A 14,768-nucleotide genomic window follows, 5' to 3' on the forward strand; every position below is an offset into this window, starting at 1 on the left:
CCTTCTGCGCCTACGCGCCGTGAGGCGCCTGCACGTCGAAGCTCTCGTCGCCCAGCTTGCCGGCCGTCGCAGCGCCCGGGCCTGCACGAGGCGGGGCCAGGTCGAGCGCCAGCGTCTCCAGCTCGCGCGCGTCCAGCATCACCTGCTCGCCTTCGACCTTGCAGGCGAAGCGCGGTGTGCAGCCCTCGTCGGGCGACTTCGCACAGCCGTCGTCCAGGCCGACAGTCCAGTTGTGCAGCGGGCAGGCCACGCTGGTGCCGAACACGATGCCCTGCGACAGCGGCCCGCCCTTGTGCGGGCAGCGGTCGAGCAGTGCGAAGACCTGGTTCTCGGCATTGCGGAACACGGCGACGTCCACGCCCACGGGCCGCGTCACGCGGCGCGCGCCGAGCACCGGGATGTCGTCGACGCGGCAGATGACTTTCCATTCGCTCATCGTGTCTTCCCCTTTCAGGCCGGCTGGGCGGCGTTGTCCACCACGGCCACCGGCGTGAATTGCCGCACGTCGACCGAAGCCTGGCTGGACTCGAACCACGGATCGGGCTCGCCATCGAGCGCGAACTGCAGCCGTTCCCACAGCGCCTGGCGGCCCTCGGCGTCCTCGACGATGCGCTTTTTCACATAGTCCAGGCCGACGCGTCCGATGTAGTGCACCGTGCGCTCGAGGTACCAGCCCTCCTCGCGGTAGAGCTGCAGGAAGGCGCCCGCGTACGCCATGACCTCCTCCGAAGTCTTGAGCTTGACCAGGAACTGCGCCACCTCGGTCTTGATGCCGCCGTTGCCGCCGACGTAGATCTCCCAGCCCGAATCGACACCGATCACGCCCACGTCCTTGATACCGGCCTCGGCGCAGTTGCGCGGGCAGCCCGAGACGGCGAGCTTGACCTTGTGCGGCGCATACATGGCCCACAGGGCGCGCTCGAGGTCCTTGCCCATCTGGGTCGAATCCTGGGTGCCGAAGCGGCACCACTCGCTGCCCACGCAGGTCTTCACCGTGCGCAGCGACTTGGCGTAGGCGAAGCCCGAGGGCATCCCGATGTCCTTCCAGACGTTGGCCAGGTCTTCCTTCTTCACGCCCAGCAGGTCGATGCGCTGGCCGCCGGTGACCTTGACGGTCGGGATCTGGTACTTGTCGGCTGCGTCGGCGATGCGGCGCAACTCATCGGGCGTGGTGTGGCCGCCCCACATGCGCGGGATCACCGAGTAGGTGCCGTCCTTCTGGATGTTGGCGTGGCTGCGTTCGTTGATGAAGCGGCTCTGCGGATCGTCCTTCGCCTCCTTGGGCCAGGTCGAGATCAGGTAGTAGTTGATCGCCGGCCGGCAGCTGGAGCAGCCGTTGGGCGTGCGCCAGCCCAGGCCGCGGTACACCTCCGCGTGGGTCAGCCAGTGCTCCTTGCGGATCGCTTCGCGCACGTCCTGGTGGCTGGTGTCGGTGCAGCCGCAAAGGGCCTTCTTCTTCGGCGCGGCCGAGTAGTCGCCTCCGGCGGTGAACATCAGGATCTGCTCCACCAGCCCGGTGCACGATCCGCAGGAGGCGCTGGCCTTGGTGTGCTTCTTGACTTCTTCCAGCGTGAACAGGCCCTTGTCCTTGATCGCCTTGCAGATGGTGCCCTTGTTGACACCGTTGCAGCCGCAGACCTCGGCGTCGTCCGGCATGCTGGCCGCCTTGCTGTGGCCTTCATGGCCCGTGTCGCCGATGTTCGACTCCCCGAACATCAGCTTGTCGCGGATGTCGTTCACGCTGCGGCCGTCGCGCAGCAGCTTGAAGTACCAGCTGCCGTCCACCGTGTCGCCGTACAAGCAAGCGCCGACCAGCTTGTCTTCCTTGATCACGAGCTTCTTGTAGACGCCGCCGAAGGGATCGCTCATCACGATCTCCTCGCAGCCCTCGCCGCCCATGAAGTTGCCGGCGGAGAAGAGATCGATGCCGGTCACCTTGAGCTTGGTCGAGGTGAGCGAGCCCGAGTAGCGCCCGATGCCGAAGTGCGCCAGGTGGTTGGCCGCCACCTTGGCCTGCTCGAACAGCGGAGCGACCAGGCCGTAGGCGACGCCGCGGTGGGCCGCGCATTCGCCGACCGAGTAGATGCGTGCGTCGGTCACCGTCTGCATGGTGTCGTTGACGACGATGCCGCGGTCGCAATGCAGGCGCATCTTCTGCGCGAGCTCCACGTTGGGGCGGATGCCCACGGCCATCACGACCAGATCGGCCGCTGCTTCGGTGCCGTCCTTGAAGCGGATCGCCTTGACGCGCCCGCTCTTGCCGTCATCGCCGTCGCCGACCAGCTCCTGCGTCTGTGCGCCGATCAGGAACTTCAGCCCCCGGTCCTCCAGCGACTTCTGCAGCAGCTTGCCGGCCACGTCGTCGAGCTGGCGTTCCATCAGCCACGGCATCACGTGCACCACCGTCACGTTCATGCCGCGCAGCATCAGTCCGTTGGCGGCTTCCAGGCCCAGCAGACCGCCGCCGATGACGACCGCGTTCTTGTGCGTCCTCGCGGTCTCGATCATGTAGTCGGTGTCGGCGATGTCGCGGTAGGCGATCACACCCTCGAGGTCCTTGCCGGGCACCGGCAGCATGAAGGGCGTGGAGCCGGTGCACATCAGAAGGCGGTCGTACTCGGCCTCGGTGCCGTCCTCGGCGCGAACGATGCGCCTGACGCGGTCGACTTCGGCCACCTTCCTGCCGGCATGCAAGGTGATGTTGTTCTCGGCGTACCACTCCCAGCTGTTGAGGATGATCTCGTCCACCGTCTGTTCGCCTGCGAGCACCGGCGACAGGAGGATGCGGTTGTAGTTGGGATGCGGCTCGGCGCCGAAGACGGTGATGTCGTAGAGCTCGGGCTCGATCTTGAGCAGCTCCTCGACGGTACGCACGCCGGCCATGCCGTTGCCGACCATCACGAGTTTCATCTTCTTCATGGGTGGGACCTTTCTGGACTCAAGCAAAGTGGGTGTGCATGGCGGGCTGCGTGGACAATCGCGCGCCATGACCTTCGAGGTGGAAATCGGCTACAGCAGCCATCGCGGCCCGCGCCCGCAGAACGAGGACTTCGCCGGCGCAGTGCATGCGCCGCGTGGCGAGGAATCGCGCGGGCTGATCGCAGCCATTGCCGACGGCGTCTCTTCGGGCGGCCATGGCCTGGAGGCTGCGCAGACCACCGTGATCGGCTTGCTGGGCGACTACTTCGCCACGCCCGACACCTGGGAGCCGACCGCGGCCATGGACCGGCTGATCGCTGCCCAGAACGCCTGGCTGGCCGATCACAACCGCCGCCGCCGCCAGGACAGCGCCATGACCACGCTGACCGCGCTGGCCCTGCACGGGCAGAGCTACACGCTGGCCCACGTGGGCGACACGCGCGCCTGGCGCGTGCGCAAGGGCGAGGGCGCCGCCACGCCGCTGACCGTCGACCATGCGCTGGACCACCTGGACCTGCGCAGCCGGCTGACGCGCGCCGTGGGCCTGGACGACCACGTGCGGGTCGACTACCTGCAGGGCGACCTGCGCGTGGGCGACTGCTTCGTGCTCAGCACCGATGGCGTGCACGGCGTGCTCAAGCCGGCGCGCGTGGCCGAGCTTGCGCTCGCCGACGGCGCCCAACAGGCGAGCGATGCGCTGGTCGCCGCCGCCATCGCCGCCGGCACGCGCGACAACGCGACCGCGCTGGTCATCCGCGTGCTGGGCCTGGATGCCCGGCAGCTGCACGACGAGCTGGGCGATGCACGACGGCTCGCGCCGCCCGCGGCGCTGAAGGTGGGCGATGTGCTCGACGGCTACGCCATTACCGCGCTGGTGGCCGATACCGGCGTGCACAGGCTCTACCAGGCACGCCACCTGAACAGCCGTGCGCTGGTGGCCATCAAGACGCTGCACCCGTCGCGTGCCAGCGACCCGGAAGAACGCGCCATGCTGGCGCACGAGGCGTGGCTCGGGCTGCGCGTGGGCGCCGCCCGGCCCCACGAAGTCACGCGCACGAAGGGCGCAGGCGACGGCGACCCGACGAAGACGCCCGGCGAGCACGGCTTCGTGCGCGTGCACGAGCGCGCCGGCGACGCCACCGCGCTCTATACCGTGTTCGACTGGCATGGCGGCCGCACCATCGAGCAGATGCTGCAGGCCCGCGCGCGCCCGACGGTCGCCGAGGTGGTCGCGGCCGCCGTCCAGATCTGCAAGGCCCTGGGCCGGCTGCACCGCCACGGCGTGGTGCACCGGGACATCAAGCCCGGCAACCTGCACCTCGGGGACGACGGCTGCTGGCGCATCCTCGACCTGGGCGTGGCGCTTTCGGGCCGGGAAGGCGCCGCGCAGCGCGAGCTGCATGCGGGCACGCCCAGCTTCATGAACCCGGAGCAATGGGAGGGCGCCGTGCCCGACGCCGGCAGCGACCTGTTCGCGCTGGGCGTGGTCCTCTACCAATGGCTCGGCGGGCGCCTTCCCTATGGCGAGATCGAGCCCTACCAGGCCGCGCGCTACCGGCGCGACCCCGTCGCCCTGTCGCGCATCCGGCCGGACGTGCCGGTCTGGCTCGACCACCTGGTGCGCAAGGCGGTGGCGCGCGATGCGCACCAGCGCTTCGAGACCGCCGAGGAAATGCTGCTGGCGCTGGAGCGCGGCGCCGCCCGTCCGGTCGGCGCGCCGGCTGCCACGCCGCTTGTGCGCCGCGACCCCGCGCTGCTGTGGAAGGCCGCGCTGGCCGCGTCGCTGCTGTTCAACGCGCTGCTCGTCTATTGGTTGTTGTTCCTGCCGCGCTGAGCGCGGGAGGGAAGTGACGTCCCGCATGGTCGTCACCCTCCAGCGCTGCGGCGCATCGGGCGAACCGGCCGGTCGGTCGGCTGGCTCGCGGTGTTGGGGCTGGGTCGCGCGCGACCGCCTTTTTCTGCCCACGTCCGGGTCCAGCGGATCTGCATGACCCGCATCACGCCGAGCATCACGACGGCCAGCACTGCGAACAGCACGAAGCCCCAGGTGTAGGTGCCGAGGTACTGCTTCGAGAGGCCCATTGCGTTGGGCACCAGGCCGCCGCCCAGTGCGCCGATCTCGCCGATCATCGAGCCGGCTACTGCCGTGGTGGTAGGCCAGCGCAGTGGCACCAGCTGGAACAGCGCGCCATTGCCCGCGCCCAGTGCCGCGAAGCAGACGATCAGCAGCAGCGTGGTCAGCACCAGCGAACTCGAGGTGAAGCCGATCAGCGCCAGCGTGGTGGCCGACACCACCAGCACCAGCGTCAGCGTGTTGACGCCGCCCCAGCGATCGGACAGCCAGCCGCCCATCACGCGCACTGCCGCGCCCATGAAAGCCGCCAGCATCGTCAGTTGGCCCGCCTGCACTTTGCTGACGCCGAACTGGTCGTAATAGTAGGAGGGCAGGAAGGTGGTGAGGCCGATGAAACCACCGAAGGTGATGCCGTAGATCAGGCTGAAGGCCCAGCCATCCTTCTCGAACAGGCACGCCACGTGCGCGCGCAGGCTGGCGTGGCTGTCGACGTCCGGCGGCTCCTGCGCGAACAGCACCATCACGGCCATCGGAACCAGAATGGCCACCGCCGCCACGCCATAGACCGCCTGCCAGCCGAGCCATTGCGCCAGCGGCGGCGCGACCAGCACCGACAGCGCCGTGCCCACGTTGCCGGCCCCGACCAGGCCCATCGCCAGGCCCTTGTTCTGCGGCGGAAAGGAGCCCGAGCCCAGCGACAGCGCCACGCCGAAGCTGGCGCCGGCAATACCCAGCAGCACGCCCATCGCCAGCAGGTCGTTGAAGCTGTGCACCATGAAGAAGCCGAACAGCATCGCCACCGCGATCAACCCCATTTCCACCAGCGTCGCATTCTTGCGGCCGATGTACTGCGACAGGATGCCGAGCGGAAAGCGCATCAGCGCGCCGGCGATGATCGGGATCGACAGCATCAGCCCCTTCTGTGCGGCGTTCAGCTGGAAGCTCTCGCTGATGAACGGGGCCATCGCGCCGTTCAGCACCCAGATGCAGCACGAGAACATGAAGTAGAAGAAGGCCGCGAAGAGAGTGGGAGCGTGCCCGGAGCGCAGGAAAGATTTGAAGCTGGTCATGGCTGTGGCAATGCGAAAAGCATCCATGCAGCCTTGGCGTGGCCGCGTGGATGGGCGATGAATGGGGAGCGTCCCGCCAGCAGCTGGCGGAATCGACGGGCGGTGGGCGAGTCCCTGCGGGGACCCCGGCCGGCTACGAGGCCGGCGACTTCACCAAAGCGGTGCTTCGTTACACCGCGCCCTTGGTTACGCAAGACACGTGCCTGCCGCTGCGCTGCCGCTTCGCCTATGCTGCGACCGCCTGCCTCGTTCGCCATCCGCCTTTCATGATCCGCCTGCTGCTCGTTCTCTCCGAAGCCGATTCCGATGCCCTGCGCGACGGACTGGGCCAGGTCCTGGCGGACGCGGATGCGGTGGCCATCGGCTGGGCGAGCTGCGACACGTTGGTGCAGGAGGCCGCCATGCTCGCACCGCAGCAGGTACTGTTTCACAGGCCCGCGTCGATTCCCCGCATGCAGGCCGCGCTGCAGGTCTGGGCCGGCGCGCCGCCGCTGCCGGTCATCTTGCTCAGCGAGCCGCTCCCGCCGGGCATGCACGAAGAACTGGTCGACCTCGGCGTGCACGCCTGGGCTTGCGCCGACGCACTGGATGCAGCGGGTCTCCGCGCGCTGCTGGCGCGGGCGCAGGCCCGCTGGCGTCGAGAGACCGCGCTGCGCGACACCTTGGCGCGTTCGCTGGCCCACCTCGACGAGCGCAAGTGGGTGGACCGCGCCAAGGGCCTGCTGATGTCGGCCCGCGGCATCGGCGAGGATGCCGCCTACGGCCTGCTGCGGGGCGCGGCAATGCATGCCAATCTTCGCGTCGGCGAGCTGTCGCGCTCGGTGGTGGAAGCGGCGCAGTCGGCCGAAGCCATCAACCGCGCCGGCCAATTGCGCATGCTGTCGCAGCGCCTGGTGCGGCTCGCGGCGCAGGCGCTGGCGGGCGTCGAGGTGCGGCGCAGCCGCGTGCTGCGCGCAGCGTCGATCGAGCGGGTGAAGGACAACCTCGATCATCTGTCTAGGCTCCCACTCGATGCAACGAGCGCCCGGGCCCTGGGGGGCGTGCGTTCGGCCTGGGAGGCACTGGACGGCGCGCTGGCGGCGCGGCTGTCGCCGGCCGCGCTGGCAGCCATCGATGCGAGCGCCGAGGCCTTGCTGAGCGCCGCCGAGGCACTCACCGACGCGCTCGAATCCTCGGGAGGACGCCGGGCGCTGCGCATCGTGAACCTCTGTGGCCGGCAGCGCATGCGCGTGCAGCGGCTGGCGAAGGACGCGTTGCTCGCCGCGATGCTGCCCGGCGGCGCGTGGAGCGCGCACCTGGCGTCGACCATGGACGACTTCGAAGCCTCGCTGCTGGAGCTGGAGCGCGCGCCGCTGAGCTCGCCCGAGATCCGCACCGCGCTCAGTGGCGCACGCGACGAATGGCTGAGGCTGGTGCGCGGCGTGCGCGAGGCGGAGCGCGCCGAGGGCCGGGCCGAACTGGTGCGCGCCAGCGAGGTGCTGGTCGACACCTTCGACCGCCTCACCGCTTCATACGAACACAGCCTGCAGGTCATCATGTCCTGAAGAAAATTGGCTCGCCCCCAGGTTGGCTCACTTCGTGTAGCCGCCCAACCCCTACCGGGGGCAAAACCAGCGGCCCGGCGAAGCCGGTTCTTCGGTGTTTCCCGAACAGGCCCGGCTTCGTCAGCCGCGGATTTCATGGCTGATCAGGCCGCAGCCTTTTCCACATGCGCCTGGCGCGTGTAGAGGAAGTCGATCACGGCCTTGCGGGCGTGGACGTAGACCGGGTCCTCCGCGAGCTCGACGCGGTTGCGCGGGCGCGGCAGATCGACCGGCAGGACCTCGCCGATGGTGGCGGCCGGGCCGTTGGTGAGCATCACGATCCTGTCCGACAGGAGCACCGCCTCGTCCACGTCGTGCGTGACCATGACCACCGTGCTGTGCGTCTTCGCGACGATGGCCAGCAGCTCGTCCTGCAGCTTGGCGCGCGTGAGTGCATCGAGGGCGCCGAAGGGCTCGTCCATGAGCAGCACCTTGGGTTCCATCGACAACGCTCGGGCGATGCCGACGCGCTGCTTCATGCCGCCCGAAATCTCGCCGGGGCGCTTCTGCGCCGCGGCGCTCAGGCCGACCAGCGCGAGCGCGGCGTCGGTGCGCGCCTTGAGCTGGGCCTTGTTCTCAGTCGAAGAGAACACGCGTTCCACGGCGAGATGCACGTTCTCGTAACAGCTGAGCCAGGGCAGCAGCGAATGGTTCTGGAACACCACCCCGCGCTCGGGGCCGGGCCCCCTGATCTCGCGGTTGGCGCACAGCAGAGCGCCGCGGGTGGGCGTGGTCAGCCCGGCGATCAGGTTCAGCAGCGTGGACTTGCCACAGCCCGAATGGCCGATGAGCGTGACGAACTCGCCCTTGGCGACGTGAAGGTTGACGTCGCGCAGCGCCAGGAAGCCGCCCTTGGGCGTCTTGAAGCTTTGCTCGACGTCATGGATCTCGATGAACTTCGAATCATTCATGCCTTCACCTCTTCGAACGTGAATGCGGTGGCGATCCGGATCAGGGCGAACTCGAGCACCAGCCCGACGATGCCGATCACGAAGATCGCGATGATGATGTTGGCGACGTTGAGGTTGTTCCACTCGTCCCACACCCAGAAGCCGATGCCCACGCCGCCGGTCAGCATCTCGGCCGCGACGATCACCAGCCACGCGGTGCCGACCGCGAGGCGCACGCCGGTGAGCATGTAGGGCAGCACCGCGGGAAACAGGATCCGGGTCAGGATCTTCCATTCGGAAAGATCGAGCACCCGCGCCACGTTCATGTAGTCGCTGGGCACGCGCTGCACGCCCACTGCGGTGTTGATGATCATGGGCCAGATCGAACAGATGAAGATGGTCCAGATGGCGGCCGGGTTGGCGCCCTTGAAGACCAGCAGGCCGATGGGCAGCCAGGCCAGCGGCGAGACCGGGCGCAGCAGGCTGATCAGCGGATTGAACATGCGCGCGAGGAAACCGAAGCGCCCGATCGCGAAGCCCGCGGGAATGCCGACCACGGCGGCCAGTCCGAAGCCCAGTGCCACACGCTGCAGCGAGGACAGCACGTTCCAGCCCACGCCCTGGTCGTTCGGCCCCTTGCTGTAGAACGGATCGCTGAACACGGTCAGCGCCTGTTGCCAGACGGCGCCCGGCGAGGGAAAGCCGGTGGTGCTTCTCAGTGCCACCAGCTCCCAGACCAGGATCAGGAGCGCGAAGCCGAGGATCGGCGGCAGCACGCGCAGCCAGATCCAGCTGAAGTCGCGGGGAAGACGCACCGGGGGCGTGTCCTGGGCCGCTGGTGTCGCCATCGTGGCGGGCTGAACCGGGCTGCGCGGTGCGGGCGCAGCCGGTGCGCGGGTTTCGAGGGGGGAATGAAAGACGGCGCTGACCATGGCGGGCTCCTCAGGCGTGGACCTTGAACGAATCGGCGTACTTCTTCGGGTCCTTGCCGTCCCACACCACGCCGTCCAGCAGCTTGCTGCTGCGCATCGGGTCCTTGGGCACGCTCACCTTCAGCGCCGAGGCGACGTCCTTGTACATGTCGATCTGGTTGATCTGCTTGGCGACAGCCAGATAGTCGGGGTGCTCCTTCAGCAGGCCCCAGCGCTTGTGCTGCGTGAGGAACCACATGCCGTCGGACAGGTACGGGAAGTTGACGGCGCCATCGTCGAAGAACTTCATGTGGTTCGGGTCGTCCCAGGTCTTGCCCAGGCCGTTCTCGTAGCGGCCGAGGATGCGCTGGTTGATGGCATCGGCGCTCGTGTTGATATAGGACTTCTCGGCCACCACTTCGGCCATCCTGGCCTTGTTCTGGAGGTTGGCGTCGATCCACTTGCCTGCCTCCATCACAGCCATCATCACGGCGCGGCAGGTGTTGGGATTGGCCTTGACGAACTCGCTGCGGGTGCCGAGGACCTTCTCGGGATGGTCCCTCCAGATGTCCTGCGTGGTGATGGCGGTCACGCCGATCTTGTCGATGATGGCGCGCTGGCCCCAGGGCTCGCCGACGCAGAAACCGTCCATGTTGCCGACGCGCATGTTCGCCACCATCTGCGGCGGCGGCACGACGATGACCTTCGCGTCCTTGACAGGGCTGATGTCGGCCGAGGCCAGCCAGTAGTTGAGCCACATGGTGTGGGTGCTCGTCGGGAAAGTGCCGGCGAACGTGTATTCGCGCTTGTCCTTGGCCATCAACTTGGCGAGCGAGGCAGCGTCCACGGCTCCCTTGTCGGCCAGCGCCTTCGACAGCGTGATGGCCTGGCCGTTGCGGTTCAGGCCCATCAGCACGGCCATGTCCTTCCTGGGCCCGCCGACGCCTACATGCACCCCGTAGACCAGGCCATAGAGCACATGGGCCATGTCAAGCTCGCCGTTGATCAGCTTGTCGCGTACGCCGGCCCAGCTTGCTTCCTTGCTCGGCACGATCTTCACGCCGTATTTCTTGTCGATGCCCAGCACCGAAGCCATCACCACGCTGGCGCAGTCGGTCAGCGGGATGAAGCCGATCTTGACCTCCTGCTTTTCGGGCTTGTCGGAGCCCTGGGCCCAGACGGCCGCGCGCAAGGCGGGATCGAGCCCGACGGCGCCAACGGCAGCTGCCTGCAGGATGCGGCGGCGGCTCAGTTTCGGTTTCAGCAGTTCGTTCATGGGCGCACTCCGAGGATGAAAGACGGTAAGCAAAACAAAAAGGCGTCCGCACCGCGCACGGGCCGCTCGAAACGAGCCCTTGCAGGATGGGGACGCCTTTGTCCGGTTGGGTGGGCCGCACCCGCCGTTGGATGCCGCCTGCCTGTGGCCCTTCGAGGACCTACGGGAGTTTTCTACGCAAAGTGCATGCCAGGCGTGGTGCGAGGTACGCTGCCATGGATTTCGGCAGACGATGCCGAAAGGCACGCGGCTGAACTGTTTGCATGCGCGTCCCAGGCACGTTTGTTGTGCAGCGCACCATTTCAGGCAGTACGCCTCAGCGCGCGAAATCGGCGGGGAGGTATTCGGCCATCGAGAGGACCGACTCGGCCACATCGACGAGCCTTCGCCCCTGGCTCATCGCGGTGCGCCGGAGCATCTTGTGGGCCTCTTCCTCGCTGAGCCGCCGGTGCGCCATCAGGAGGCCCTTGGCGCGCTCCACCAGCTTGCGTTCATTGAGGGTGGCCCGCACGGCCGCCAGCTCGTCGCCCATGGTCTGCAGGCGATGGGATTGCTCCTGCACCATCTCGAGCACCGAGCGTTCCAGGTGGCGGCCCATCGGCGCGGTCGCGGCCAGCGGGCGCGGCGGGCTGCTGCGCACGTCGATGCGCGGCAGCGCGTCGAGAAAGGCGGCAGCAGCGCCGGGCTCGACGATCAGTTGCGAGAAGAGCGCCTCATGGGCCTGCAGCTCCGCGCGGGCGCGTGCCGTCTTCTGCTCGCAAAGCAGCCGCAGGTCGCCGGCCAGGCGCTCGTCGATGGCCTGCATGGCGTCGATGCGAACGGAGCAGCAGTCGAACCAGGCCTGGCTCAGCTCCGCATCCAGGCTCACGCCCGCGGGCGCCGCGCACGCGACGCGCCGCAGTCGCTCCTGCTCGGCCATTTGCGGGGCGGACTGGCTGTCGCGCCAGAGTTGGCCCAGTGCTTCGCCCGAAAATTCGACAAAGACCTGGAAGCAGCGCTCCTGCGACTCGATGAGGTGAAGCCATTGCTGCTGGCGCGCCTCGTCGTTGTGGCCGGAGGCAAAGGCCGCCGCCCCGCAGGCGCGTTCCTGGCCGGCGAATTCCTTGCCCTGCATGAAATGGAACATTGCTACGAGCAGGCGCGAGATCTCCGGGTCGGTCGCACCGTCCGCAGCCTCGAAGACCACCGCCAGCAGCCCGGCGACCAGCTTGACGAATGCGGCCGTGGCGTCGGCGGCCGAGAGTTCCATGGCGCCGATGCGGCGGCGCAACTCGGGCAGTGCGTCCAGGCCGGGCAGGACCCAGGCGATGCGGCTGAAGAGGCGCGCGCCATTGCCGATGCGAACGGCCTCCGTGTCGAGCTGGTCGAAGGCGCTGCGCACGGCCTGCTCAGCATGCACGCAGGCGGCGATCTGCGCTTCACGCTGGGCCACGAAGCGGCTGCCGTTCGAGGCCAGCAGCACATTCGAGATGCCGCGCTCGCGCTGCAGCGCATGCACGAGGCGGCCGATGGTGGCCACGAGCGCACTGGTGCGTGCGAGTTGATCGAGCTCGTCGATCTCGCAGCGCAGCGCAGCGATCAGGAAACTCAGGCCGGACTTCATCGGGGTGGGAACAGGACGGCTGGGTGGCCCATTCCGAGGACATGCAGCAACATTCGTGCCCCGGATGCGCCACACCCCTAAACTCGCCGCATGTTTGTATTGGGAATCGAATCGTCCTGCGATGAGACCGGCGTGGCGCTGGTCGAGTCGGCTGCCAGCGGCCTGCCCCGACTGGCCGCCCACGCGCTGCACAGCCAGATCGCGATGCATCAGGCCTACGGCGGTGTGGTACCGGAGCTGGCGAGTCGCGACCACATCCGGCGCGTGCTCCCGCTGGCGCAGCAGGTGCTCTCGGAAGCCGGGCGCGGGCTGCGGGAGCTCGACGTCGTGGCCTATACGCGCGGACCGGGGCTGGCCGGCGCGCTGCTGGTGGGCGCCGGCGTGGCTTGCGCCCTTGGAGCAGCTCTGGCGAAGCCTGTATTGGGCGTGCATCACCTTGAGGGCCATCTCCTGTCCCCCTTCCTGAGTGCCGATCCGCCCGAATTTCCCTTTGTCGCGTTGCTGGTGTCCGGCGGCCACACGCAGTTGATGCGGGTGGACGGCGTGGGGCGCTACGAACTGCTCGGCGAGACCATCGATGACGCGGCCGGCGAGGCGTTCGACAAGAGTGCCAAGCTGATGGGACTGCCTTATCCCGGTGGCCCATGGCTGGCCAAGCTGGCGGAGCAGGGCGATCCTGCCGCTTTCAAGCTGCCGCGGCCGCTCATGCACAGCGGCGATCTCGACTTTTCCTTTGCCGGGCTCAAGACGGCCGTACTGACGCAGGTCCGCAAGCTGGGGGACGCGCTTGAAGACCGCAAGGCTGACCTGGCGGCCTCGACGCAGGCCGCGATCGTCGAAGTGCTGCTGAAGAAATCACTGCGCGCCATCGAGCAGAGCGGCTTGCAGCGCCTGGTGGTCGCCGGTGGCGTGGGTGCCAATCGCGAACTGCGCATGCAGCTCGACGCAGCGTGCGCGAGGCGGGGCGTGCGGGTGCACTACCCGGAGCTGCATCTTTGCACCGACAACGGCGCCATGATCGCGATGGCCGCTGCGATGCGCCTGCAGTGCGGACTGCAGGCGGCGACGCCTCGCTACGCGTTCGACGTCAAGCCGCGATGGCCACTGGCCTCGCTGGGTGCGCCTGAGCCGGAGTTCGGCTAGGCGCATGCCTGCGGCCGCCGTGCGAAGGCAGCGGCAGCACGTCGAGCATCTTGCGCCAGAGCTGCGACCACTGTGGCCAGTCGTGCCCGCCCTCGGTGGTGAACACGCGGCCGGCCGGCAGGGCCTCGGCCAGGAGGCGATGGTTGGCGGCAAAGCGGTCGGCCAGCCCGAAGCCAAGGTACAGCGGGGGCAGTTCCTTGGCCGGCTCGGCCGTTGCGTATTGCTGCAGCCAGGGCCAGAGCTTGCGGTCGACCTCTTCGTCCGGCGGCGGGCCCTCGGGCGCCTTCCAGGCGCGCAGGCCGCCCGCCTTGTGGATCTCGGCGCCGAGCGGACGCCGCCCGAGGTAGGGAGCGAGTGTCACGATGCCATCGACAGTCCCGGGCTTGGCCAGTTCGTGGATCAGGGCGCCGAAGCCACCGATGGAAATGCCGATCAGCCAGAGCGACTTGTAGCCCAAGGCACGCTGCGGCTGGAGGATGTCGTGGTGCAATCGCTCGATGAAGGTCTGGTCGTAGTAGTACGAGACGTCGGCGTCGACCAACAGGGCGTCAGCCGCCAGGTTGCGTTCCCGCACCGCACTGATGAACCCTTCGCGCTCGAATTCTTCCGGCTTCAGGAAAGCACCCGGCAGGAACACCAGCAGGGTGTCCGAGCGCGCATCGTTGCTGGCGAGTTTCAGGTGCGTTTTCATGGGTGCTTCATCAATGGCTTGTGCTTTTTCTTTGCCGCGTTCGCCGCCGACCTCAGGCAAGAGAGGAACTAAAGCACGCCACAAATGTGACGTTCTTGGCACATATTTTGTAGCCAAGAACAAAAAAGGCCGGCAACAAAGAGTTACCGGCCTGTTTACATGTGGTGTCTAAGTTGAAACACCTGTCAGCAAGCTTAGTGGATCGCGAGCTGGGTCACATTGCTGACGGGGACCTGTTTGCCGAGCTTCAGCGTCAGGACGCCATTCTCGAGCTTGGCCTCGCTCGCGGCAGCGTCGATATCCTGCGGGAGCTCGTACGCGGCCTTGAACTTGCGCTTGGCGTCTGCCTTGCTTTCGATGCGGACGACTGCGCCTTCGATGCCGATGGTGAGGTCCTCACGCGCGAAGCCGGGGACGTCGAGAGTCACGGTCCAGCTCTTGTCGTCCTGCTCGACGTTGAGCGAGCGGCGAGCGGCCACGGCGACGTCGGAGGCGAAGCGGTCGTATGCGTGAGGCACGAAGCGGGGGGTGCGAATGACAGGGGCGAAGAACATGAAGGGGTACTCCTGGATGAACACAATGGGGACGGGAAATGTGTGTCCCTTACA

The 14,768-nt window shown here is 67.7% G+C and carries 12 protein-coding genes; 3 read left to right on the top strand and 9 right to left on the bottom strand.

What is annotated here, in order from left to right:
- Window positions 1-10: 10 nt before the first annotated feature.
- Together nirD and nirB are read right to left on the bottom strand one after the other, a co-directional pair.
- Window positions 11-436: a nitrite reductase small subunit NirD gene (gene nirD / locus E5CHR_RS12720; RefSeq protein WP_162580101.1), complete on the bottom strand. Its 426-nt coding sequence runs from the start codon at window positions 434-436 to the stop codon at window positions 11-13.
- A 14-nt stretch (window positions 437-450) separates the two neighbouring features.
- Complete coding sequence (gene nirB, locus E5CHR_RS12725; RefSeq protein WP_162580103.1) at window positions 451-2,919, bottom strand: nitrite reductase large subunit NirB; 2,469 nt, start codon at window positions 2,917-2,919, stop codon at window positions 451-453.
- A 67-nt stretch (window positions 2,920-2,986) separates the two neighbouring features.
- Here nirB and E5CHR_RS12730 point away from each other — a divergent pair, with 67 nt between their 5' ends.
- Entirely contained in the window at window positions 2,987-4,753 is a 1,767-nt protein-coding gene (locus tag E5CHR_RS12730; protein ID WP_162580105.1) for a bifunctional protein-serine/threonine kinase/phosphatase, read from the top strand.
- 32 nt (window positions 4,754-4,785) lie between these two features.
- Here the strand turns inward: E5CHR_RS12730 and E5CHR_RS12735 are convergent, their stop codons facing one another.
- On the bottom strand, window positions 4,786-6,063 hold the full coding sequence (locus tag E5CHR_RS12735; RefSeq protein WP_162580107.1) for an MFS transporter: 1,278 nt from the start codon (window positions 6,061-6,063) through the stop codon (window positions 4,786-4,788).
- A gap of 38 nt (window positions 6,064-6,101) precedes the next feature.
- On the opposite strand from E5CHR_RS12735, the gene E5CHR_RS12740 reads away from it, so the two are divergent.
- Complete coding sequence (locus E5CHR_RS12740) at window positions 6,102-7,607, top strand: type IV pili methyl-accepting chemotaxis transducer N-terminal domain-containing protein (protein WP_232062047.1); 1,506 nt, start codon at window positions 6,102-6,104, stop codon at window positions 7,605-7,607.
- A 143-nt stretch (window positions 7,608-7,750) separates the two neighbouring features.
- On the opposite strand, the gene E5CHR_RS12745 is transcribed toward E5CHR_RS12740, so the two are convergent.
- From E5CHR_RS12745 to E5CHR_RS12760, 4 genes are all read right to left on the bottom strand, one after another.
- Window positions 7,751-8,557 (bottom strand): ABC transporter ATP-binding protein, encoded by an 807-nt coding sequence (locus tag E5CHR_RS12745; RefSeq protein WP_162580109.1) that lies wholly within the window; start codon window positions 8,555-8,557, stop codon window positions 7,751-7,753.
- A complete protein-coding gene (gene ntrB, locus E5CHR_RS12750; RefSeq protein WP_162580111.1) occupies window positions 8,554-9,468 on the bottom strand; it encodes a nitrate ABC transporter permease in 915 nt (304 codons plus the stop codon). The genes E5CHR_RS12745 and ntrB overlap by 4 nt, the downstream gene beginning before the upstream one ends.
- A gap of 10 nt (window positions 9,469-9,478) precedes the next feature.
- Window positions 9,479-10,723 carry a CmpA/NrtA family ABC transporter substrate-binding protein gene (locus E5CHR_RS12755; RefSeq protein WP_162580113.1) on the bottom strand — a complete coding sequence of 415 codons (1,245 nt, stop codon included), beginning with the start codon at window positions 10,721-10,723 and terminating at the stop codon, window positions 9,479-9,481.
- A 316-nt stretch (window positions 10,724-11,039) separates the two neighbouring features.
- Complete coding sequence (locus E5CHR_RS12760; protein WP_162580115.1) at window positions 11,040-12,326, bottom strand: nitrate regulatory protein; 1,287 nt, start codon at window positions 12,324-12,326, stop codon at window positions 11,040-11,042.
- Window positions 12,327-12,416: 90 nt separating this feature from the next.
- Here E5CHR_RS12760 and tsaD point away from each other — a divergent pair, with 90 nt between their 5' ends.
- Window positions 12,417-13,469: a tRNA (adenosine(37)-N6)-threonylcarbamoyltransferase complex transferase subunit TsaD gene (tsaD, locus tag E5CHR_RS12765; protein ID WP_162580117.1), complete on the top strand. Its 1,053-nt coding sequence runs from the start codon at window positions 12,417-12,419 to the stop codon at window positions 13,467-13,469.
- Here the strand turns inward: tsaD and E5CHR_RS12770 are convergent.
- Window positions 13,414-14,160, bottom strand: a complete 747-nt coding sequence (locus E5CHR_RS12770; protein WP_162580119.1) for an alpha/beta hydrolase — start codon at window positions 14,158-14,160, stop codon at window positions 13,414-13,416. The genes tsaD and E5CHR_RS12770 overlap by 56 nt on opposite strands.
- A gap of 194 nt (window positions 14,161-14,354) precedes the next feature.
- Window positions 14,355-14,714 carry an Hsp20/alpha crystallin family protein gene (locus E5CHR_RS12775; RefSeq protein ID WP_162580121.1) on the bottom strand — a complete coding sequence of 120 codons (360 nt, stop codon included), beginning with the start codon at window positions 14,712-14,714 and terminating at the stop codon, window positions 14,355-14,357.
- Between the last annotated feature and the right edge of the window lie 54 nt (window positions 14,715-14,768).

The sequence above is a fragment of the Variovorax sp. PBS-H4 genome (assembly GCF_901827205.1).
In the GTDB taxonomy this organism is placed as follows: Bacteria; Pseudomonadota; Gammaproteobacteria; order Burkholderiales; family Burkholderiaceae_C; genus Variovorax.

Coding starts and splice junctions, on each gene's coding strand:
- nirD (WP_162580101.1), bottom strand. CDS start 436: ATGAGCGAATGGAAAGTCATCTGCCGCGTCGACGACATCCCGGTGCTC.
- nirB (WP_162580103.1), bottom strand. CDS start 2,919: ATGAAGAAGATGAAACTCGTGATGGTCGGCAACGGCATGGCCGGCGTG.
- E5CHR_RS12730 (WP_162580105.1), top strand. CDS start 2,987: ATGACCTTCGAGGTGGAAATCGGCTACAGCAGCCATCGCGGCCCGCGC.
- E5CHR_RS12735 (WP_162580107.1), bottom strand. CDS start 6,063: ATGACCAGCTTCAAATCTTTCCTGCGCTCCGGGCACGCTCCCACTCTC.
- E5CHR_RS12745 (WP_162580109.1), bottom strand. CDS start 8,557: ATGAATGATTCGAAGTTCATCGAGATCCATGACGTCGAGCAAAGCTTC.
- ntrB (WP_162580111.1), bottom strand. CDS start 9,468: ATGGTCAGCGCCGTCTTTCATTCCCCCCTCGAAACCCGCGCACCGGCT.
- E5CHR_RS12755 (WP_162580113.1), bottom strand. CDS start 10,723: ATGAACGAACTGCTGAAACCGAAACTGAGCCGCCGCCGCATCCTGCAG.
- E5CHR_RS12760 (WP_162580115.1), bottom strand. CDS start 12,326: ATGAAGTCCGGCCTGAGTTTCCTGATCGCTGCGCTGCGCTGCGAGATC.
- tsaD (WP_162580117.1), top strand. CDS start 12,417: ATGTTTGTATTGGGAATCGAATCGTCCTGCGATGAGACCGGCGTGGCG.
- E5CHR_RS12770 (WP_162580119.1), bottom strand. CDS start 14,160: ATGAAAACGCACCTGAAACTCGCCAGCAACGATGCGCGCTCGGACACC.
- E5CHR_RS12775 (WP_162580121.1), bottom strand. CDS start 14,714: ATGTTCTTCGCCCCTGTCATTCGCACCCCCCGCTTCGTGCCTCACGCA.